The organism is Salmonella sp. 32031103-2018-00083-FB-01-SM-01, from assembly GCF_017571995.1.
GTDB classification, from domain to species: Bacteria; Pseudomonadota; Gammaproteobacteria; order Enterobacterales; family Enterobacteriaceae; genus Salmonella; species Salmonella enterica.
The window spans coordinates 75,600-95,651 of the sequence record NZ_JAGEQL010000001.1; the positions used below are offsets into that span (position 1 = coordinate 75,600).

The following is a 20,052-nucleotide window of genomic DNA, read 5'->3' on the forward strand; positions in this document are numbered from 1 at the left end:
GGAAAAGTAAATGTCATTAATCAGTATGCATGGCGCATGGCTGTCGTTCAGCGACGCGCCGCTTCTCGATAACGCAGAGTTGCATATCGAAGATAACGAACGCGTCTGTCTGGTGGGGCGTAACGGCGCCGGGAAATCCACCTTGATGAAGATCCTCAACCGTGAACAGGGTCTGGACGATGGGCGTATTATTTATGAGCAGGATCTGATCGTCGCGCGTCTGCAACAGGACCCGCCCCGTAATATTGCGGGCAGCGTCTATGACTTTGTCGCCGAAGGTATCGAAGAACAAGCGGAATACCTCAAGCGCTATCATGAGATTTCCCGTCTGGTGATGACCGATCCCAGCGAGAAAAACCTCAATGAAATGGCGCGCGTACAGGAACAGCTCGATCATCATAATCTGTGGCAGCTGGAAAACCGTATTAATGAAGTGCTGGCGCAGCTTGGACTCGATCCTAACGCCGCGCTGTCGTCGCTCTCTGGCGGCTGGCTGCGTAAAGCCGCGCTGGGTCGGGCGCTGGTCAGCAATCCGCGCGTATTGTTACTGGATGAACCGACTAACCATCTGGATATCGAAACTATCGACTGGCTGGAAGGGTTTCTGAAAACCTTTAACGGAACGATTATTTTTATCTCTCACGATCGTTCGTTTATTCGCAATATGGCAACCCGCATTGTCGATCTCGATCGTGGCAAACTGGTCACCTATCCGGGAAATTACGATCAATACCTGCTGGAGAAAGAAGAAGCGCTGCGCGTAGAAGAATTACAAAACGCGGAATTTGATCGCAAACTGGCGCAGGAAGAAGTCTGGATTCGCCAGGGTATCAAGGCGCGCCGCACCCGTAATGAAGGGCGCGTGCGGGCGTTAAAAGCGATGCGTCGTGAACGCAGCGAGCGTCGGGAAGTGATGGGCACGGCGAAGATGCAGGTCGAGGAGGCGACGCGCTCCGGTAAAATCGTTTTTGAGATGGAGAATGTCGATTACCAGGTAGAAGGAAAACAACTGGTAAAAGATTTCTCCGCTCAGGTACAGCGTGGCGACAAAATTGCGTTAATTGGCCCGAACGGCTGCGGTAAAACCACGCTACTGAAACTGATGCTGGGACAGCTTCAGGCTGACAGCGGGCGCATCCACGTAGGAACGAAGCTGGAAGTCGCCTACTTCGATCAGCATCGCGCCGAACTTGACCCGGAAAAAACCGTGATGGATAACCTTGCGGAAGGCAAGCAGGAGGTGATGGTAAACGGTAAGCCGCGCCATGTACTGGGCTATTTGCAGGACTTCCTGTTTCATCCCAAACGGGCGATGACGCCCGTTCGCGCGCTTTCCGGCGGCGAACGTAACCGTCTGCTGCTGGCGCGACTGTTCCTCAAGCCGAGCAATCTTTTAATTCTCGATGAACCAACGAACGATCTTGACGTCGAAACGCTGGAACTATTAGAAGAATTAATTGATGGCTATCAGGGCACGGTACTACTGGTCAGCCACGATCGGCAATTTGTCGATAATACCGTGACGGAATGCTGGATTTTCGAGGGCGGCGGCAAAATCGGACGTTATATCGGCGGCTACCATGATGCGCGTGCGCAGCAAGAGCAGCATCTGGCGACGAAACAGCCGATGGCGAAAAAAAATGAGGAAGTTATTGCCCCTAAAGCAGAAATTGTAAAACGTGGCAGTAGCAAACTAAGCTATAAACTGCAGCGCGAGCTGGAGCTGTTACCCGGTCAGCTTGAAGACCTGGAAGCGAAGCTGGAAGCGCTACAGGCGCAGGTTGCGGATGCGGCCTTTTTTAGCCAACCCCATGAGCAAACGCAAAAAGTTCTGGCCGATTTAAGTCAGGCGGAGCAAGAACTTGAGCAAGCCTTCGAACGTTGGGAGTATCTTGAAGGCCTGAAAAACGGGGCATAACGAAAGGAGCGCCTATGTGTGAACATCACCATGCTGCGAAGCACATATTGTGCCCGCAATGCGACATGCTGGTGGCTTTACCCCGCCTCTCGCATGGGCAAAAAGCAGCATGTCCACGATGCGGCGCAACGTTAACGACCGAGTGGGACGCGCCCCGGCAGCGTCCTACCGCCTATGCGTTAGCGGCACTATTTATGTTGCTGCTTTCTAACCTTTTTCCCTTCGTGAATATGAATGTCGCGGGCGTCACCAGCGAAGTCACGCTTCTGGAAATCCCCGGCGTCATGTTTTCTGAAGATTACGCCAGCCTCGGCACGTTCTTTTTATTATTTGTCCAACTGGTGCCGGCATTTTGCCTGGTGACCATTCTATTACTTGTCAACCGCGCCAATCTGCCGTTGTCGGTAAAAAAAACGCTGGCAAGGATCTTTTTCCTCCTCAAATCGTGGGGAATGGCGGAAATATTTCTCGCCGGGGTGTTGGTCAGTTTTGTTAAGCTGATGGCCTACGGCGATATCGGCATCGGCAGCAGTTTTATTCCCTGGTGCTTATTTTGTCTCGTTCAACTGCGGGCGTTCCAGTGTGTCGATCGCCGCTGGCTGTGGGATGATATCGCCCCGCAGCCTGCACTGGCGCAGCCGTTAACGCCGGGGATTACCGGTATCCGGCAGTCTTTGCGTTCTTGCGCCTGCTGCACGGCGATCCTGCCTGCGGAGAGTCTCGTCTGTCCGCGTTGCCATACGAAAGGCTATGTCCGGCGTAAAAACAGTTTGCAGTGGACGCTGGCGTTATTATTTACCTCGATCATGCTTTATCTGCCCGCCAATATTTTGCCGATTATGATTACCGACTTACTGGGCTCTAAAATGCCGTCGACCATTCTGGCTGGCGTGATTTTGCTGTGGAGCGAGGGGTCTTATCCGGTGGCGGCGGTTATCTTTCTCGCCAGTATTATGGTGCCGACGCTAAAAATGATCGCTATTGCCTGGCTTTGTTGGGATGCGAAGGGCCACGGTAAGCGCGACAGTGAACGGATGCATTTTATTTATGAAGTAGTGGAGTTTGTGGGGCGCTGGTCAATGATTGATGTCTTTGTCATTGCCGTACTCTCTGCGCTGGTGCGTATGGGAGGGTTAATGAATATTTATCCTGCGATGGGTGCGTTGATGTTTGCTTTAGTCGTCATAATGACAATGTTTTCTGCGATGACCTTTGATCCGCGTCTGTCGTGGGATCGTGAATACGAACCAGGCCATGAGGAGTCCTGATAGCATGGAACCTAAAAAAGGGGAAGCCAAAGTACAAAAGGTGAAAAATTGGTCGCCTGTCTGGATATTCCCGATTGTTACTGCGCTTATCGGAGCCTGGATTCTGTTTTATCACTACAGCCACCAGGGGCCGGAAGTTACCTTAATTACCACCAATGCGGAAGGTATTGAAGGCGGAAAAACGACGATCAAAAGTCGCAGCGTGGATGTTGGCGTGGTTGAAAGCGCGACGCTGACTGACGATCTGACCCATGTACAAATCAAAGCGCGGCTTCATTCCGGTATGGAAAAGTTGCTGCATAAAGACTCGGTATTTTGGGTCGTAAAACCGCAGGTGGGGCGTGAAGGCATCAGCGGGCTTGGGACGCTGCTATCAGGCGCGTATATTGAACTACAACCAGGAAGTAAGGGCAGTCAGCCGGAAAGCTATCAGCTTCTTGACTCACCGCCGTTGGCGCCGCCCGATGCCAAAGGTATTCGTGTGATTCTGGACAGCAAAAAGGCCGGTCAGCTCAGTCCTGGCGATCCCGTTCTGTTCCGGGGCTATCGGGTAGGATCCGTTGAAACCAGCTCTTTCGATCCGCAAAAACGGACAATGAGTTATCAGTTGTTCATTAAGGCGCCAAACGATCGATTGGTTACCAGTAATGTCCGATTCTGGAAAGATAGCGGTATCGCTGTGGATCTGACATCGGCGGGAATGCGCGTGGAAATGGGATCGTTGACGACATTGTTTGGCGGCGGCGTGAGTTTTGATGTGCCGGAAGGACTTGAGCAGGGGCAACCTGTCGCCGAAAAAACGGCGTTTAATCTCTACGACGATCAAAAAAGTATTCAGGATTCGCTGTACACCGATCATATCGATTACCTGATGTTCTTTAAAGATTCGGTGCGCGGATTACAACCTGGCGCGCCGCTGGAGTTCCGCGGTATTCGTCTGGGGACGGTAAGCAAAGTGCCTTTCTTTGCGTCTAAAATGCGCCAGGTATTTAACGATGATTACCGTATTCCTGTGCTGGTGCGCATTGAACCGGAGCGTCTGAAAGCGCAACTGGGAGAAAATGCGGATGTTGCCGCGCATTTGGCGGAGCTGCTTAAGCGCGGTCTGCGTGCATCGCTTAAAACCGGTAATCTGGTGACCGGAGCGCTGTATGTCGATCTGGACTTTTATCCTAAGGAACCGCCGATTACCGGGCTACGCGAATTTGATGGTTATGAAATTATTCCCACCGTCAGCAGCGGCCTGGCGCAAATTCAACAGCGACTGGTGGAAACGTTGGATAAGATCAACAACCTGCCGCTGAATCCGATGATTGAACAAGCGACCAATACGTTGTCTGAAAGCCAGCGTACTATGCGTCGGCTGCAAACCACGCTGGATAATATGAACAAGATTACCTCCAGTCAGTCGATGCAGCAGCTTCCGGCGGATATGCAAACGACGTTACGCGAACTTAACCGCAGTATGCAAGGCTTCCAGCCTGGATCGGCGGCGTATAACAAAATGGTGGCGGATATGCAGCGTCTCGATCAGGTGCTTCGTGAGTTACAACCGGTGTTGAAAACTCTGAACGAGAAGAGCAACGCGCTGGTATTTGAAGCGAAGGATAAAAAAGATCCTGAGCCTAAGAGGGCGAAACAATGAAAAAATGGCTAGTCGTGATAATGGCGTTCTGGCTGGCGTCATGTAGCTCCGGCGGAGAGAATAAAAGCTATTATCAGCTCCCGATAGCGCAAAGCGGTGTGCAAAGCACCGCAAGCCAGGGCAACCGTCTCTTATGGGTAGAGCAGGTTTCCGTACCTGACTATCTGGCAGGTAACGGCGTGGTGTATCAAACCAGTGATGTTCAGTATGTGATTGCCAATAACAATCTGTGGGCCAGCCCGCTGGACCAGCAATTACGTAACACGCTGGTGGCGAATCTTAGCGCCCGGCTTCCTGGCTGGGTCGTCGCTTCCCAGCCGTTGGGAACCACCCAGGATACGTTAAACGTTACCGTAACCGGATTCCATGGACGCTACGATGGTAAGGTTATCGTCAGCGGGGAGTGGTTATTAAACCACAATGGACAGCTGATTAAGCGGCCTTTCCATATCGAAGCCAGTCAGCAGAAAGATGGCTATGATGAGATGGTCAAAGTACTGGCAAGCGCATGGAGTCAGGAAGCAGCCGCTATCGCAGATGAGATAAAGCGCCTTCCCTGAGATAAAAGTAATGTAAATTTAACCGCTTCAGGTCGTGCGCCTGAGGCGGTTTTTTTATTTTTGACGCCGGAAAAATAGTTGTTATGGCTCACATTTTTTGTACAAATGATTTACCGTATAGCTCACAAATATGACATTGGTGTGAATTTTGCGCATTGACGGGCGATCCATTTAGAGGTATTCGTGTAGTGTGATTGCACATTTTGTAATCACTGTTTTCTTTTCCACCAGATACAAATATGAGGGAAACGAGGCATGAAGAGACAAAAACGAGATCGCCTGGAACGGGCACATCAACGTGGATATCAGGCCGGCATCGCCGGACGATCAAAAGAAATGTGTCCCTATCAGACGCTGAATCAACGGTCATACTGGTTGGGAGGTTGGCGACAAGCCATGGAGGACAGGGCGGTAATGGCCTGATTCTGTCTCTTTAGAAAAAGAAACCTCCGCACTGCGGAGGTTTCGCCTTTATGGGCTTTGCAAGCATGATACCGATAGCGCGGAATATCAATTCAACACTTAGAACGCGGAAGTATCCTGGAACAAACCGACTTTCAAATCGTGTGCGGTATAGATCAGACGACCATCCACCAGAACCTCACCGTCCGCCAGGCCCATGATCAGGCGACGGTTTACGATACGTTTGAAATGAATACGATAGGTGACTTTCCTGGCTGTCGGCAGAACCTGGCCGGTAAATTTCACTTCGCCCACGCCCAGAGCGCGGCCTTTGCCTTCGCCGCCCAACCAGCCCAGGTAGAATCCCACCAATTGCCACATAGCATCCAGACCCAGACAACCGGGCATCACCGGATCGCCGATAAAGTGGCATCCGAAGAACCATAGATCCGGATTGATATCCAGCTCGGCTTCGACATAGCCTTTGTCGAAATTGCCGCCCGTTTCGGTCATCTTAACGACGCGGTCCATCATCAGCATGTTCGGCGCAGGGAGTTGCGGCCCTTTAGCGCCAAACAGTTCACCACGACCAGAGGCAAGAAGGTCTTCTTTTGTATAGGATTCGCGTTTATCTACCATGTTTTATGTAAACCTTATTTTATTGAAGCACGCAGGATAGCTAACACGTGTACGCTGAACAAGTCCGATCAGTTCGGAATAAAAGCGTTCAGCCAACGTAATGGCCACGGGAAACGATGACGGCCTTCCTGTTGCGTCGCCTGCGCGATACGCTCCTGGATAGTCTGCATCAACGTCGTTTGACCTTCGCCATCCCACACCAGATTTAACAGTAGCGGTAAGGCGTCGGTCACGTCGTCTACCGCCCAGATAGTGAACTTCTCTTCTTTAACCGCTTGCAGCAGTTCAGATTTAAGACTGAGATGGCGGACGTTGGCGGCAGGGATAATTACGCCCTGTTTACCGTTTAATTCCCGCTGCTCGCAGATGGCGAAGAAACCTTCAATTTTTTCGTTTAGCCCGCCCACCGGTTGCGCGCGACCAAACTGATCGACCGAGCCGGTAATCGCAATGTTTTGATTCACTGGCACATTGGCCAGCGCGCTGATGAGCGCACATAATTCCGCCATTGAGGCGCTATCGCCATCCACTTCGCTGTAGGATTGCTCAAAGGTTAACGAGGCAGAGAAGGGAATTTGTTGCTCCAGCTGCAACTCCGACATCAGGAAGGCCTGCATAATCATCATTCCCTTAGCGTGGATATTTCCGCCAAGTTCGGCCTTGCGCTCAATATCGTTAAATTCGCCATCGCCGATATGCACAACACAGCTAATTCGCGACGGTTCGCCAAAGGCGCGCGGATGCCCGGGAAACTCAATGACGGAAAGCGCATTGATTTGTCCAACGCGTTCGCCTTCGGTTTCAATCAGGATCTGCTCTTGCAGAATCTCATCCTGCATCCGTTCCGCCAGAAAGCCTTCTCGCCATTCGCGTCGGGCAAGCATCAGACTGAGCGCTTCTGCGCTGCAGGTATCGCCTTCGCATAAAGGCGATGCCTCCTTAAACTGGCGGGCTATCCACAGTGGGCAAAGAGGCAGCGTATCCTGTTCGCCGGTATAGCGCACAGCCTCGCGTATCAGGACGGGCCAGGCGTCTGGTGCCGGAGGGGGCAAATTATCGCGTAAAGCGATACGCGTCACCCATTGACACCATAGGGTCATAGCTTCTGCGTCCGCTATCTGTAAATTGTCTTCAAATTCACTGTAGATAGCCTGTTCCGCGAGCTCCGGTTCCATCTCCTGAAAATCAGCCAGTGATTCACGTTCGCCAACCAGAATCACCTTCAGTTTGAGCGGCATTGATGGCACGGAGACCGGTAATGGACGCGACTCGTCAAAGGCCACCCAGTCAAAACGCTCGCGGCTAACGATGGCTTTCAGACGCATCCACAGTAACGGCTGCGCCAGAAGGGTTCGTAAGGAAATAATCAGCACGCCGCCGTTTGCCTGATGAACCAGTCCCGGCTGCAGGGTAATGTCGCCGTTATACTGCCGCAGGCAACCAAAGAGCTGTTCGGCTTCGACCCAGTCCGCGCTGACGACTTGTGTGACGGTGGCAAAGTTGTCTTGCGCATTCTGCGCGGCGCGGTAATGAACAGTATGCCCGGAAACGTCATAATGTCCGCCGGTTAATTGTCCGGCATCGGTTTGCAGAGCGCGGACGGCATCTGAAAGTAAAGTGAGATACTCTTGCTCTTCAGGCGCTTTAGTCAGCATAAAAGAGGATGAGGTCCACGGCTGAATAAGTTGCTCAAGCGCAAATTGCAGTCGTGGCTGAGTATCACTGAGTAAGGTGTCGTTTTCGTCAGTCGCGTGTGGCTGTGCAAATATCTCCTGATAGCTTTCGCTATCCGGAACCAGATCACGCCATGCAAGTTTCGTAATGGTCAAAGTTGAGGTTTTTTAGTCTGTTGTAAAAGGGGGGATTATAGCCTAACCCGTCACGCTGCACACGCGGAAAGCGAATGCAAAGTAATATGAAGACGTGTAACCATTCACAGGTTCGAGATTCTTTTCTTCAGATGGCTAAAAAACTGATATTCTGATAACAGTTACACGGTAACATTGGGATCACAATGAAATATCAACAACTTGAAAATCTTGAAAGCGGTTGGAAATGGAAATATCTGGTGAAAAAGCACCGCGAAGGGGAGTTGATCACCCGCTACGTGGAAGCCAGTGCTGCCCAGGAAGCCGTCAATTTGTTGTTGGCCCTCGAAAATGAACCGGTGCGGGTAAATGTCTGGATAGACAGGCATATGAATCCTGCCTTGCTTAATCGGATGAAACAAACCATTCGGGCAAGACGCAAACGACACTTCAATGCGGAACATCAGCATACGCGCAAAAAATCTATCGATTTAGAGTTTATGGTCTGGCAGCGTCTGGCAGGCCTTGCGCAGCGACGCGGTAAAACATTATCCGAAACGATAGTGCAACTGATAGAAGACGCGGAGCATAAAGAGAAATATGCCACGCAAATGACCACGTTAAAGCAGGATTTACAGGCGTTATTAGGCAAGAAGTAACGCTGAAAGGCGTTGTCATCCAGACCAGAGCAAAAAACCCCGCGACGCGGGGTTTTTTATCAGACGGAAACTTAAGCCTGCGGCTGAGTTACCACGTCTTTAACGCCTTTAACTTCGATCTCTACGCGACGATCCGGAGCCAGGCAATCGATCAGGGCAGCGCGAGGTTTCACGTTGTCACAGGTGTTGCCGGTAACCGGGTTAGATTCGCCCATACCACGTGCGGAGATTTTGTCAGACGGAATACCTTTGGAGATCAGGTAATCAACAACAGACTGAGCACGTTTCTCGGACAGACCCTGGTTGTAAGCGTCAGAACCGATACGGTCAGTGAAGCCCAGAACGACGACGGAACCGTCTTTCGGATCCAGGTTGCTCAGCTGGCTGTACAGCTGATCCAGAGCCTGCTGGCCTTCTGGTTTCAGAGTTGCTTTGTTGAAGTTGAACAGTACGTCAGACTTCAGAGTGAAGTGCTTGGTCTGTACTTCCGGAGCCGGAGCCGGTGCCGGAGCTACTACCGGAGCAGCTTCTTGCTGGCCGAAACGGTAGGAAACACCTACGCTCAGCAGGCCGTTGTCCGGACGGGTGCCGATGGTGTTGGCATCACCGATGTTGTTAGTCCACTGGTATTCCAGACGGGTTGCGATTTCAGGGGTGATAGCATACTCGATACCGCCCGCGAATACCGGGGAAACGCCGGTGTCGTGGTCTTTAGTAGACGCGCCGCCAGGGACGTTAGACTTGGTGTCTGCACGCCATACCATACCACCCAGACGGGTATAAACGTCCAGATCGTCAGTGATTGGATAACCCAGTTTAGCGGTCAACTGAACGCCCTGAGCTTTATAAGCGCCATTGATGTTGTCGCCTTTGTACGGCATACGGCCTAACCAGTCGTAGCCCATTTCAAAGCCAACGTACGGGTTAACCTGGTAACCACCAAAAGCACCTGCGCCCAGTTGGTTTTCATGAGTCGGGCCATCATTGTTAATGAAGCCGGTGTCATGGTACTGAGACCAGCCCAGTTTAGCACCAGCGTACCAGGTGTTATCTTTCGGAGCGGCCTGCGCTACGGTAGCGAAACCAGCCAGTGCCACTGCAATCGCGATAGCTGTCTTTTTCATTTTTTGCGCCTCGTTATCATCCAAAATACGCCATGAATATCTCCAACGAGATAACACGGTTAAATCCTTCACCGGGGGATCTGCTCAATAGTTACTCTACCGATATCTACGGCTTATGCTGAGCACCCCTGGCGATGTAAAGTCTACAACGTAGTTGGAAACTTACAAGTGTGAACTCCGTCAGACATGTGAAAAAAACATGATGGATATACACATCATTTAACAGTTTCAGATGATAAATCGTACAGCAAAAATTGCGGAAACCGCTTCTGGCAAGCTTTCTCGCAAAAAAAACGTTACCACTCAAAGGAGATGCGTTCGCGTAAAAAAAAGTCCAGGATAAATCCTAATTTTACTTAATGATACAAATTAGAGTGAATTTTTAGCCCGGAATGCTGTCTCCTGGGTAAAGCGTGCGCACGTACAGGGCGCATGATAAACCCTACCGCATTACCTACCTTCGCTGCTTCAACCAGGCTGGCATGTTCTTCTTCTGTCAGTTCTTCAGTCAACCAACCAATTACCACGCTGTAATTTCCTGTACGCAAAGCGCGGATCATCGACTCCAGCGTATGACGAGGCGCAAGCTGGCTAATTTGCATCACTTTCGTTAATGGCAAACCTGAAGACTGTACCCATTCACGGCTGAGCTTTTGCTGCGGCGTGAGCCAGAGCTGCCAGCGTGATTGTTGGCCTAACTGACGGAGTAAAGGCAAAAGCAGGAGCTGCGCCATCATGGGCTGGTCTTCGTGGTAGACAACTTCACTGACCAGTCCTGCCGCGGCATTTTCCGTAGCGGTGCGCGCAGCGTTGTGGGTAGTGGTAGGAAATGACGAAGAACGATTTGCATAACCTGAAGTGTACATAATCAATCCAGCCCTGTGAGTTACTGTATATTCATACAGTACCCCTGTGGCGATGAAAGATCAACTCTATTTTCGGAAACTGTCTCGCAATTTTTATTCTTAGTGGCGTCAAAAATAAAAATCATCTTGCTCGCGGAGTATAAGTTGCCTATTTTCGTCATTAACGGATCCGTTACTGCAAATCATTCTTTTACTTTATGATTTAAAAGGAATTTTATGAGAGCACTCTCTTATGACAGGATCTATAAATCGCAAGAATATTTGGCCTCTTTGGGGACGATCCAGTATCGATCTTTATTCGGTAGCTATAGTCTGACCGTGGAGGATACCGTCTTTGCGATGGTGGCTAATGGCGAGCTTTATCTCCGCGCCTGTGAAGAAAGCGTACCCTACTGTGTGAAGCATCCTCCCGCCTGGCTCATGTTTATGAAATGTGGACGTCCCGTTATGCTCAACTATTACCGGGTGGATGAAAGCCTGTGGCGCGATCAGCAGCAGCTGGTACGTTTATCGAAGTATTCTCTTGACGCGGCAATGAAGGAAAAACACAGCCGTATTTTACAGCACAGACTCAAAGATCTCCCCAATATGACCTTCCATCTGGAAACATTGCTCAATGAGTCAGGGATAAAGGACGAAAATATGTTACGCATACTGGGCGCGAAAATGTGCTGGCTAAGGTTGCGACAAAGCAATCCCTTGCTGACGGTGAAAGTTTTGTATGCCCTGGAAGGCGCAATTGTCGGCGTACATGAAGCGGCGCTCCCGGCGAGTCGTCGCCAGGAGCTTGCCGACTGGGCTCATTCGCTTACGGCTGGGTAATTAATGTAGAAGTCGGCGGTGAAATTTGCCGTTGCAAGCGTCCAATCTCGGGCAGTAAGGCAATGAGCAAACCAATTTGTTGAACAACCAGAGGTTCTTTGCTGTCCGGACGTGTTTCCAGCGACTGAACTCGCTGCTTTAAACCCTCCAGCGCCTGGTGTACGCGCTGTTCGTCTTCAGGTTGATGATGAAGCGCATCATCAACGTAGCAGACCGCGTCATCCAGAAGCCCCAACACGTCCGGATTACTGAGCTTTTCGCGGTGCGCGCCGAGGGCGGAGATATAGCTGGTAAAAGTGTGATTGAGGCAAAGCAGCCTGAACGCCGCCTCCCGGGTTTCGGCCGTGACGTCGGGTTCGCTCGACATATTAGAAACCACGGATGCCAGTTCTGCATCGCGGTTGTGCGCGTCGCGTCTGGCAATGCGATAGGCCAGGCGGTTATCCCGTCCCTGGTGATATTGCTCAAGGATCGCATCAAGGTAGCGGCAATTAGCATCGGTGGCGCGCTGGAGTACCCGGGGAAGGTTGCGAAAGCGCCAGTCCGGCCAAATAAAGCTGACCGCAGCCCAGGCGATAGCGCAGCCAATTAACGTGTCGACGACGCGCGGTAACGCTACCTCAAAGCCTTCGCCCAGGAGGTTAAAGCAGAGTAATACCAGCAGGGTGATGAACATCGTCGCATGGGCATACTGCACATTACGGAATGCGAAGAAAAGCACGCCGGTAATCACCAGCAGAACTAACTGTCCTTCAAGCGAAGGGACAAACCATAAAATCGGCAGGCCGATCGCAACGCCTACCAACGTACCGATAATCCTGAGCGCAAGGCGATGGCGGGTCGCGTTATAGTTAGGCTGGCAAACAAACAGGCTGGTGAGCAATATCCAGTACCCGTGGCGCATCCCGGTAATTTGGATGAGAGCATAACCGATGCACAATACCAGCGACATGCGTACCGCATGGCGAAAGAGAGCGGACTCCGGGGTAAAATTACGGCTCAGACGCAGCCAGATGTCGCTAAACCCGTGCAGGCTATCATCAGCCAACTGGTTTTCTGACTCATTGCGCGGCATTGCCTGGGCCTGCTCCGACTCGATCGTCGCCAGTTGCGCATCAATGGCGCGTAGGTTGGTTAATAAGAACCCAAGCGTATTTAACAGCTCTAAAGAAGCGCCGCTGGCGCGCATACGTTCAAGCGCGGCGTCAATGTGGGTAAAGACGCGTTCAAAGCGCGGATCATGCTGGTACGGCGTACGCAGTAAGATACAGCGCGCCAGCTGCGTACAGGCCTGCGCCTGCATCGACATCAGACGTTGAAAGCGGAACATGACGTCGCTATGGCGAAAATAATCGCGCAGCGTCTGGTATTGAATATGCGAAGAACTGGCGCGTTCATGAATATCCTGCGCCACAAAATAGTAATGGAGGGTGCGGCGCGTACCGCGTTGACCGCGATCGCCGCGCAGGCGAGTCAACAACGACACTTTCGTTTGGTTCAGCGTCGCCATTAACTGCCCGTTCGCTAACGCTAAATCATAGAGCGGCGCCTGGCTTTCATCTTCAATATCAGGATCAAACAGACGTGATTTCAGTTCCAGATAGTGCGCTAACTGTTCGTAACTGCGTGCCAGATTATCCTGCAACGGGCGGATCGGAAATAGCAGATGCCCGGTTAGCGTCAGTAGGTTATACCATACTGCGCCTGCCAGCAGGAGCAGTGGTTGCTGATACCAGTGATCGTATAAAGAAGCGCCCAGCATCGTATAGATGGCAATGAGTAACGCGCCGAACGCGATGGTGGCATAGCGTTGCCCCAGTCCTCCCAACAGAATAAACCCGCTGGTGGATAACGTTAAGCCCAACGCAAATAGCCACGGCCAGGGAAAGAGCAGCTCCACAGAAGCCGACGCGATAAAAAAGCAAATTAAGGTAATGATTAAATTACGCAAGCGTCCGGCAAGGCGATCGTCGAGATCGGTTAGCGCCGCGGCAACCATACCGAGCGTGAGCGGGATGGTCAGTTTGACGTCGCCCAGCCACCAGGGCAGGGCGGTGGTGCCGCACAGAGCGATAAAAATGCGGATGTAATACAGCCAGGTACTGTTCCAGGTATAACGGCGAATCAACGGACTTAACATAAAGGCTATTTGTCCCGATCATTCAAAACGGCGGCGCGCGTTAGCTTCTCGCGCGGCGCGAGCGGTTTCTACAGAGACGACGCGGCGACCGACAGGCCAAAGCGCAATCGCGGCAATTTTAAAGTTCGCAATACCGACAGGTATCCCGATGATAGTGACACACTGCGCGATACCGGAGGCAATGTGCATCAGGCATAGCCACCAGCCGAAAAAAAGTAACCAGAAAATATTCAGCAAGGTACCGCCAGTATTCATTAATACGCTTTTCGCCGCCGGATTAAGTTCGTCAACGTGAATGGCTTCATTACCGTAAGGGAACAGGGACAGTTTGGTTATCTCCCAGCAGGAGCGGGTCAACGGCAGGGTGAAAATAAGCACAATACTGACCAGCGTCGCCAGCAGCCAGGCCAGCGTAGTGGCAAAGCCGCCCAGTACAAAGTTTAAAATATTCAGAACGGTACGCATAAACCCTCAGTTCATTCCGGTTTTCTATCACTGCGGGCAATTGTAACGTTTTTTTAGACTGGAGCACGTTTTCTCTGGCGGTTACACTGATAAGCACATCTTTACGTCTGGATTCGCTGAGTCATGGAACTGAAAGCAACTTCTCTTGGAAAACGTCTGGCGCAACACCCGTATGATCGTGCCGTGATCCTCAACGCTGGGGTGAAAGTGTCTGGCGACAGGCATGAATATCTTATTCCATTCAATCAGTTATTGGCGATTCACTGTAAGCGTGGGCTGGTATGGGGCGAGCTGGAGTTTGTCCTGCCGGAGGATAAAGTCGTGCGTTTGCACGGTACCGAGTGGTCGGAAACCCAGCAATTCCATCGCTATCTGGACGCGCACTGGCGTCGCTGGAGCCAGGAGATGAGTGATGTCGCCGCGCAGGCATTACAAGAGCAATGGGCGCGTATTAGTGAGCGAACGGGCGAAAACCAATGGCTTACCCGTGAACGCGTTCGGGGGCTGGAACACGAAATTCGCCAGACGTTTGCCGCCTTGCCGCTACCGGTCTCACGTCTGGAGGAGTTTGCTCACTGTCGCGAGATATGGCGTAAGTGTCTGGCCTGGTTACAGGATAGCGAGGGAAGTCGGCAGCAGCATAATCAGGCGTATGCTGATGCCATGCTGGAAGCGCATGCCGACTTTTTTACGCAGATAGAATCCTCTCCGCTTAATCCCTCCCAGGCCAGGGCGGTGGTTAATGGCGAATCATCGTTACTGGTACTGGCGGGGGCGGGAAGCGGCAAAACCTCGGTGCTGGTGGCGCGCGCGGGTTGGCTGTTGGCGCGCGGACAAGCCGATGCGGGGCAAATTCTTTTACTGGCGTTTGGCCGCAAGGCGGCAGAGGAGATGGATGAGCGTATCCGCGAGCGCTTACATACGGAAGAGATTACTGCCCGTACGTTCCATTCGCTGGCGCTATATATTATTCAGCAAGGCAGTAAAAAAGCGCCGGTTGTCAGTAAGCTGGAAAGTGACGCCACCGCGCGGCATCAGCTATTTCTGCACACCTGGCGTCAGCAGTGTAGCGAGAAAAAAGCGCAGGCCAAAGGCTGGCGTCAGTGGCTGGAAGAGGAGATGCAGTGGGCGGTGCCGGAAGGGAATTTCTGGGACGATGAGACATTGCAGCGGCGTCTGGCCCCTCGCCTGGATCGTTGGGTCAGTTTGATGCGTATGCACGGCGGCGCGCAGGCTGAAATGATCGCTGGCGCGCCAGAGGAGTGCCGCGAGCTGTTTAGCAAACGCATTAAGCTGATGGCGCCGCTGCTAAAGGCCTGGAAAAGCGCGTTGAAAGCGGAAAATGCCGTTGATTTCTCCGGGCTGATCCATCAGGCAATGGTGATCCTCGAAAAAGGGCGTTTTATCAGCCCGTGGAAGCATATTCTGGTCGATGAATTTCAGGATATTTCCCCGCAACGGGCGGCGCTGTTAGAGGCGCTACGCAAGCAGAATAGCCAGACTACGCTGTTTGCCGTTGGCGATGACTGGCAGGCAATTTACCGTTTTAGCGGGGCGCAGCTCTCCTTAACGACGGCGTTTCATCAGACGTTCGGCGAGGGCGAGCATTGCCACCTGGACACCACGTACCGTTTTAACAGTCGGATTGGCGATATTGCCAATCGCTTTGTACAGCAGAATCCGCACCAGCTTAAAAAACCGTTAAATAGTCTGACCCCAGGCGATAAAAAAGCGGTGACGTTATTGGATGAAAGCCAGTTGGACGCGTTACTGGATAAATTATCCGGCTATGCGAAGGAAGATGAACGTATCCTGGTGCTGGCGCGCTATCACCATCTGAAACCCGCGAGTCTACAAAAAGCGGCGACTCGCTGGCCAAAGTTACAGATAGATTTCATGACTATCCATGCCAGCAAAGGCCAACAGGCCGATTACGTGATTCTTGTCGGATTGCAGGAGGGTAACGACGGTTTCCCCGCCCCGGCGCGAGAGTCCATTATGGAAAGTGCGCTTCTTCCTCAGGTTGAGGATTTTCCGGACGCTGAAGAGCGGCGTTTGTTATATGTGGCGTTGACGCGCGCGCGTGCGCGGGTCTGGCTGCTTTTTAATAAAGATAATCCCTCGCGCTTTGTGGAGGCGCTTAAACAGCTGGATGTGCCGGTGGCGAGGAAGCCCTAAAGCGCGGGCGGTACAGCATCCCGCCCGCGTAGCGGTTATTTCAGGCGCTCGGCCAGATAACGCGCATAATCCGGAATAAGAATATCTACAGCGTCATTAAAATGCGGGGACTGGATGATAAAGTCCGCCGTTGAGACGTTAGTGGCGACAGGGATATTCCATACGGTGGCCAGACGCAGTAGCGCTTTGACATCGGGGTCGTGCGGTACCGCGTTAAGCGGGTCCCAGAAGAAAATCAACACGTCGATTTTCCCTTCTGAAATGAGCGCGCCAACCTGCTGGTCGCCGCCCATCGGGCCGCTCAGCATCGCATTAACGTCCATACCGGTTGCGCGCTGGATCAGATTCCCCGTGGTGCCGGTTGCATAAAGAACGTGTTTTTCCAGCAACGGCTGATGGCGTTCCACCCAGTTCATTAACATCTGTTTGCAGTGGTCGTGAGCAACCAACGCGATATGTTTGCGCGTCGGCAAGGTGCGAGTCGTCAGTTCCATAATTCGATTCCGTAGTTAACCTGTCTACAGATTACTGGAAGCGCTTGATGCTGCAAGAGAAAGACAAAAAAATTGCGCGCTGGGACAACTCATATCAAGAGGGCGGCTGTTTTTCCGCCCATTGCAGAAAATGATGGCGTGTCTGCGGGTCGGCCAGTCGGAACCAATATTTCAGCCGCTGTTCTGTCAGAGTTTGTGATTGCGGCGGTACGGTATCAAGCTCTGAGACGTCGGAAAGTAATGTGCTGTCGTCTGCCATCATCGTGGCGAACTGAGGAAGCGAGGCGCGTTTCGCCGATTTATTATAACGCTCGGTCTCTATTTCATAATCGACCACTTTAGCCGTAGAAGTAATGGCCAGAATATCGAGTTTTACCGGAATGGGCATGGCGTCGCCGTCCAAAAGCGCCAGACGCGGCGCCGCGTTAAAATGCGAGGCTTCGCGCTCGTTTTCCAGCCGCGGGAGCTGGAAATTGACCTGACTTATCAGCTGGGTATCGAAACTTATCACCAGCGGCGGAGAAATATAAAGCCGCTCTTCATTACCGGGCAGGCGGATGGTTTTTTCCACCCGGAAAACGAGTTGATGCGGCCCGTTTTCCAGTTCGATGCTCTCTGCGCCGCGTAATAAAGAGCTGGACACCTTTTTACCGTCCAGCACCAGCAGATCAACCTCATTCGACAAACGGAGCGTTGTGGCAAAAACAGTCACCGGCAAACAGAGAGCAAGGAAGGTGGTTAGCGCGCCGGTTTTCATAAGGTTCTCCTGTCCAAAGGCCGTCTGGCTAATAATGTATCGAAATTTTTCTTAGATCATGTTTACTAACATATAGACATATTTTGGCGTTTTGCTCTCATACATCGGTATGGGATGAATGGTTGCTATGTCAGGTTTGTCGTACACTTTGCAAAACAGCCAGGAGAAAGATGATGAAAGAGACCGATATTGCTGATGTATTGACGTCCACTCGCACTATCGCGCTGGTAGGTGCGAGCGATAAACCCGATCGTCCAAGTTATCGGGTAATGAAATACCTGCTTGAGCAGGGTTACCATGTGATTCCGGTTGCGCCAAAAGTCGCGGGTAAGACATTGCTGGGGCAACAGGGGTATGCCACGCTGGCGGACATTCCAGAAAAAGTCGATATGGTGGATGTTTTTCGCAACTCTGAAGCTGCATGGGGCGTTGCGCAGGAAGCTATCGCTATCGGCGCAAAAACGCTGTGGCTACAGCTTGGCGTGATCAACGAGCAGGCGGCGGTACTGGCGCGGGATGCAGGCATGACCGTGGTGATGGATCGCTGCCCGGCGATTGAGATCCCTCGCCTGGGGCTGGCGAAATAAAAGTTTAAATGGCCGGATATCGCCCTCCGGCCTTTTAAATACAATCAGTTACGTAGTCGCGGCGCCTGAAGCTGTTTGCGAATGGTACGCGCCAGTTCATCCATCGATGGCTGTTCTGGATGCTCGTCCCGCATTTCGCTTCGCAACTGGGCCTCGGCCAGATAAGTATGCACTGGCTGACCATCATCATCTTCCATTACCACGTGGTACCACGGAGCGGCGCGAAGTTCGTCGTTAACCGCCAGTTCATCAGGCGACGGCTCATCAAGCGAATATTCCGGGTCGATATCGACGACCACTCCGAGGTAACCTAACAGGGAATGGCGGACCTGTTGGCCGATACCGAATTTGCTGGCTATCATAGTCACCTCCCGGGAAATAGATACCCTTTATATGAGGATACTATTCCACTTTTCAAGTTACATGACGCGACAGGCAAACCCTTTCAGATACAGCCCTTCCGGGTAGGTGGCGATCACCGGGTGATCGGCGGCCTGACGGAACTGCTCTATAAATTGTACATCACGACCGGCATCTATTGCGGCATCGGCAATGATTTTCTGAAATAAATCGCTGGTCATCAGTCCGGAGCAAGAGAATGTCAGCAGTATGCCGCCCGGATTGAGCAGTTGAATCGCTAACATGTTAATGTCTTTATAGCCCCGGCAGGCACCCATTAACTGGCTTTTATTTTCGACGAATTTGGGCGGGTCCATGATGATGACGTCGAATTTTTCGCCGTGTTCACGGTAAGCGCGCAGCAACTTAAACACGTCGTCGCGCACGAATTCGGCTTTGCTCAAGTCCAGTTGGTTCAGTTCAACGTTTTGCCTGGCGATATCCAGCGCATCCTGTGAGGTATCCACGCTGACAACCTGGCGACAACCGCCCATTAATGCCGACACGGCAAAACCGCCGGTATAAGAGAAGCAGTTCAGTACCCGCTGATTTTCCACGTAGCGGCGCGTCGCCAGACGACTGTCGCGCTGATCAAGATAATAACCGGTTTTGTGGCCGCCCTGGATATCGACCAGCAATTTCATACCGTGTTCTTCAATTGGCAGAAGCGCAGGCGGCAGTTCGCCAGTGACCGGGCCTTGCGTCAGCGCCATCCCTTCTTTTTTCCGCACGGCGACGTCGCTGCGATCGTAAATAGCGCAATCCGGATAGCATGTTTGCAGAGCGCTAATTAATGCGGCGCGTTGATATTCGGCCCCGGCGCTGAGCAGTTGCAGCACCAAAAAATGACCAAAACGATCGATAGTGACGCCAGGCAGGCCATCGGACTCACCGGCGATCAGACGATAGCTATCCAGGCCGTCTTTTTTCGCCAGCCAGTCGCGCCACTGCTGCGCCTGGCGCAGGCGGCGGGTGAAAAACGCAATATCAATGAATTCTGCTTTATCAAATGTCCAGACGCGCGCGCGGATCTGGGATGCTGGCGACCAGGCGCCGCGTGCTAACCACTTTCCCTGATGGTCGACGATATCGATAGTTTCACCGAGGTTGGCTTTGCCTTCCAGGCGGGATACGGCGCCGGAAAAGACCCATGGGTGGCGGCGGAGTAAAGATTTTTCTCGCCCTTTGCTGAGGACTAAACGGGGATATTGCGGAAATGTAGATTCAGTCATGCGGAGTAACCTCTCACAAACAGTAACGCGAGCCGGATGATAGCTCCAGCCAGGGACCGTGAAAACGAAATGGCGCGTAGGGTAGCACA

General features: G+C 52.2%; 19 protein-coding genes. 9 read left to right on the top strand and 10 right to left on the bottom strand.

Features of this window, described 5'->3' with window-relative positions; all coding sequences use genetic code 11:
- Positions 1-10: 10 nt before the first annotated feature.
- The 5 genes from J4614_RS00290 (at position 11) to rmf (ending at position 5,814) form a co-directional block, all read left to right on the top strand.
- Positions 11-1,918 carry an ABC transporter ATP-binding protein gene (locus tag J4614_RS00290; RefSeq protein WP_000053043.1) on the top strand — a complete coding sequence of 636 codons (1,908 nt, stop codon included), beginning with the start codon at positions 11-13 and terminating at the stop codon, positions 1,916-1,918.
- A 14-nt stretch (positions 1,919-1,932) separates the two neighbouring features.
- Entirely contained in the window at positions 1,933-3,186 is a 1,254-nt protein-coding gene (pqiA, locus tag J4614_RS00295; protein WP_000333143.1) for a membrane integrity-associated transporter subunit PqiA, read from the top strand.
- Positions 3,187-3,190: 4 nt separating this feature from the next.
- Positions 3,191-4,831 carry an intermembrane transport protein PqiB gene (gene pqiB, locus J4614_RS00300; protein WP_000433412.1) on the top strand — a complete coding sequence of 547 codons (1,641 nt, stop codon included), beginning with the start codon at positions 3,191-3,193 and terminating at the stop codon, positions 4,829-4,831.
- Positions 4,828-5,391, top strand: coding sequence for a membrane integrity-associated transporter subunit PqiC (gene pqiC / locus J4614_RS00305; RefSeq protein WP_000759136.1), 564 nt, complete (start codon positions 4,828-4,830; stop codon positions 5,389-5,391). Before pqiB ends, pqiC begins: the two co-directional genes overlap by 4 nt.
- Positions 5,392-5,646: 255 nt before the next feature.
- Positions 5,647-5,814 (top strand): ribosome modulation factor, encoded by a 168-nt coding sequence (rmf, locus tag J4614_RS00310; protein ID WP_001537784.1) that lies wholly within the window; start codon positions 5,647-5,649, stop codon positions 5,812-5,814.
- Between the two features lie 99 nt (positions 5,815-5,913).
- On the opposite strand, the gene fabA is transcribed toward rmf, so the two are convergent.
- Positions 5,914-6,432, bottom strand: coding sequence for a bifunctional 3-hydroxydecanoyl-ACP dehydratase/trans-2-decenoyl-ACP isomerase (gene fabA, locus J4614_RS00315; RefSeq protein WP_000227928.1), 519 nt, complete (start codon positions 6,430-6,432; stop codon positions 5,914-5,916).
- A 68-nt stretch (positions 6,433-6,500) separates the two neighbouring features.
- On the bottom strand, positions 6,501-8,261 hold the full coding sequence (locus J4614_RS00320; RefSeq protein WP_000156463.1) for a Lon protease family protein: 1,761 nt from the start codon (positions 8,259-8,261) through the stop codon (positions 6,501-6,503).
- Positions 8,262-8,446: 185 nt separating this feature from the next.
- Here J4614_RS00320 and matP point away from each other — a divergent pair, with 185 nt between their 5' ends.
- The gene (matP, locus tag J4614_RS00325; RefSeq protein WP_000877172.1) at positions 8,447-8,899 is read left to right on the top strand and encodes a macrodomain Ter protein MatP; all 453 of its coding nucleotides are present in this window, start codon (positions 8,447-8,449) and stop codon (positions 8,897-8,899) included.
- A 71-nt stretch (positions 8,900-8,970) separates the two neighbouring features.
- On the opposite strand, the gene ompA is transcribed toward matP, so the two are convergent.
- Both ompA and sulA read right to left on the bottom strand, forming a co-directional pair.
- On the bottom strand, positions 8,971-10,023 hold the full coding sequence (ompA, locus tag J4614_RS00330) for a porin OmpA (protein ID WP_001562588.1): 1,053 nt from the start codon (positions 10,021-10,023) through the stop codon (positions 8,971-8,973).
- A gap of 356 nt (positions 10,024-10,379) precedes the next feature.
- Positions 10,380-10,889: an SOS-induced cell division inhibitor SulA gene (sulA, locus tag J4614_RS00335; protein ID WP_000288730.1), complete on the bottom strand. Its 510-nt coding sequence runs from the start codon at positions 10,887-10,889 to the stop codon at positions 10,380-10,382.
- A 216-nt stretch (positions 10,890-11,105) separates the two neighbouring features.
- Between sulA and J4614_RS00340 the strand changes: the two genes are divergently transcribed.
- A complete protein-coding gene (locus J4614_RS00340; RefSeq protein ID WP_001202375.1) occupies positions 11,106-11,711 on the top strand; it encodes a TfoX/Sxy family DNA transformation protein in 606 nt (201 codons plus the stop codon).
- Here the strand turns inward: J4614_RS00340 and yccS are convergent.
- Entirely contained in the window at positions 11,698-13,851 is a 2,154-nt protein-coding gene (yccS, locus tag J4614_RS00345; protein ID WP_000950869.1) for a YccS family putative transporter, read from the bottom strand. The genes J4614_RS00340 and yccS overlap by 14 nt on opposite strands.
- An 18-nt stretch (positions 13,852-13,869) precedes the next feature.
- Positions 13,870-14,316, bottom strand: a complete 447-nt coding sequence (locus J4614_RS00350) for a YccF domain-containing protein (protein WP_001261222.1) — start codon at positions 14,314-14,316, stop codon at positions 13,870-13,872.
- 123 nt (positions 14,317-14,439) lie between these two features.
- Here J4614_RS00350 and helD point away from each other — a divergent pair, with 123 nt between their 5' ends.
- Positions 14,440-16,494 carry a DNA helicase IV gene (helD, locus tag J4614_RS00355; RefSeq protein ID WP_079822307.1) on the top strand — a complete coding sequence of 685 codons (2,055 nt, stop codon included), beginning with the start codon at positions 14,440-14,442 and terminating at the stop codon, positions 16,492-16,494.
- Positions 16,495-16,529: 35 nt separating this feature from the next.
- On the opposite strand, the gene mgsA is transcribed toward helD, so the two are convergent.
- Positions 16,530-16,988, bottom strand: coding sequence for a methylglyoxal synthase (mgsA, locus tag J4614_RS00360; protein ID WP_000424187.1), 459 nt, complete (start codon positions 16,986-16,988; stop codon positions 16,530-16,532).
- A gap of 94 nt (positions 16,989-17,082) precedes the next feature.
- Positions 17,083-17,745, bottom strand: coding sequence for a DUF2057 family protein (locus tag J4614_RS00365; RefSeq protein ID WP_000847732.1), 663 nt, complete (start codon positions 17,743-17,745; stop codon positions 17,083-17,085).
- A 173-nt stretch (positions 17,746-17,918) separates the two neighbouring features.
- Here J4614_RS00365 and J4614_RS00370 point away from each other — a divergent pair, with 173 nt between their 5' ends.
- On the top strand, positions 17,919-18,332 hold the full coding sequence (locus J4614_RS00370) for a CoA-binding protein (protein WP_001537782.1): 414 nt from the start codon (positions 17,919-17,921) through the stop codon (positions 18,330-18,332).
- A gap of 44 nt (positions 18,333-18,376) precedes the next feature.
- Here J4614_RS00370 and hspQ read toward each other — a convergent pair whose 3' ends face one another.
- Entirely contained in the window at positions 18,377-18,694 is a 318-nt protein-coding gene (hspQ, locus tag J4614_RS00375) for a heat shock protein HspQ (RefSeq protein ID WP_000561983.1), read from the bottom strand.
- Positions 18,695-18,751: 57 nt separating this feature from the next.
- Positions 18,752-19,963 carry a 23S rRNA (cytosine(1962)-C(5))-methyltransferase RlmI gene (gene rlmI / locus J4614_RS00380; RefSeq protein ID WP_000140476.1) on the bottom strand — a complete coding sequence of 404 codons (1,212 nt, stop codon included), beginning with the start codon at positions 19,961-19,963 and terminating at the stop codon, positions 18,752-18,754.
- Between the last annotated feature and the right edge of the window lie 89 nt (positions 19,964-20,052).

Coding starts and splice junctions, on each gene's coding strand:
- J4614_RS00290 (WP_000053043.1), top strand. CDS start 11: ATGTCATTAATCAGTATGCATGGCGCATGGCTGTCGTTCAGCGACGCG.
- pqiA (WP_000333143.1), top strand. CDS start 1,933: ATGTGTGAACATCACCATGCTGCGAAGCACATATTGTGCCCGCAATGC.
- ompA (WP_001562588.1), bottom strand. CDS start 10,023: ATGAAAAAGACAGCTATCGCGATTGCAGTGGCACTGGCTGGTTTCGCT.
- pqiC (WP_000759136.1), top strand. CDS start 4,828: ATGAAAAAATGGCTAGTCGTGATAATGGCGTTCTGGCTGGCGTCATGT.
- hspQ (WP_000561983.1), bottom strand. CDS start 18,694: ATGATAGCCAGCAAATTCGGTATCGGCCAACAGGTCCGCCATTCCCTG.
- J4614_RS00340 (WP_001202375.1), top strand. CDS start 11,106: ATGAGAGCACTCTCTTATGACAGGATCTATAAATCGCAAGAATATTTG.
- J4614_RS00350 (WP_001261222.1), bottom strand. CDS start 14,316: ATGCGTACCGTTCTGAATATTTTAAACTTTGTACTGGGCGGCTTTGCC.
- rmf (WP_001537784.1), top strand. CDS start 5,647: ATGAAGAGACAAAAACGAGATCGCCTGGAACGGGCACATCAACGTGGA.
- matP (WP_000877172.1), top strand. CDS start 8,447: ATGAAATATCAACAACTTGAAAATCTTGAAAGCGGTTGGAAATGGAAA.
- J4614_RS00370 (WP_001537782.1), top strand. CDS start 17,919: ATGAAAGAGACCGATATTGCTGATGTATTGACGTCCACTCGCACTATC.
- mgsA (WP_000424187.1), bottom strand. CDS start 16,988: ATGGAACTGACGACTCGCACCTTGCCGACGCGCAAACATATCGCGTTG.
- helD (WP_079822307.1), top strand. CDS start 14,440: ATGGAACTGAAAGCAACTTCTCTTGGAAAACGTCTGGCGCAACACCCG.
- pqiB (WP_000433412.1), top strand. CDS start 3,191: ATGGAACCTAAAAAAGGGGAAGCCAAAGTACAAAAGGTGAAAAATTGG.
- fabA (WP_000227928.1), bottom strand. CDS start 6,432: ATGGTAGATAAACGCGAATCCTATACAAAAGAAGACCTTCTTGCCTCT.
- rlmI (WP_000140476.1), bottom strand. CDS start 19,963: ATGACTGAATCTACATTTCCGCAATATCCCCGTTTAGTCCTCAGCAAA.
- J4614_RS00365 (WP_000847732.1), bottom strand. CDS start 17,745: ATGAAAACCGGCGCGCTAACCACCTTCCTTGCTCTCTGTTTGCCGGTG.
- sulA (WP_000288730.1), bottom strand. CDS start 10,889: ATGTACACTTCAGGTTATGCAAATCGTTCTTCGTCATTTCCTACCACT.
- yccS (WP_000950869.1), bottom strand. CDS start 13,851: ATGTTAAGTCCGTTGATTCGCCGTTATACCTGGAACAGTACCTGGCTG.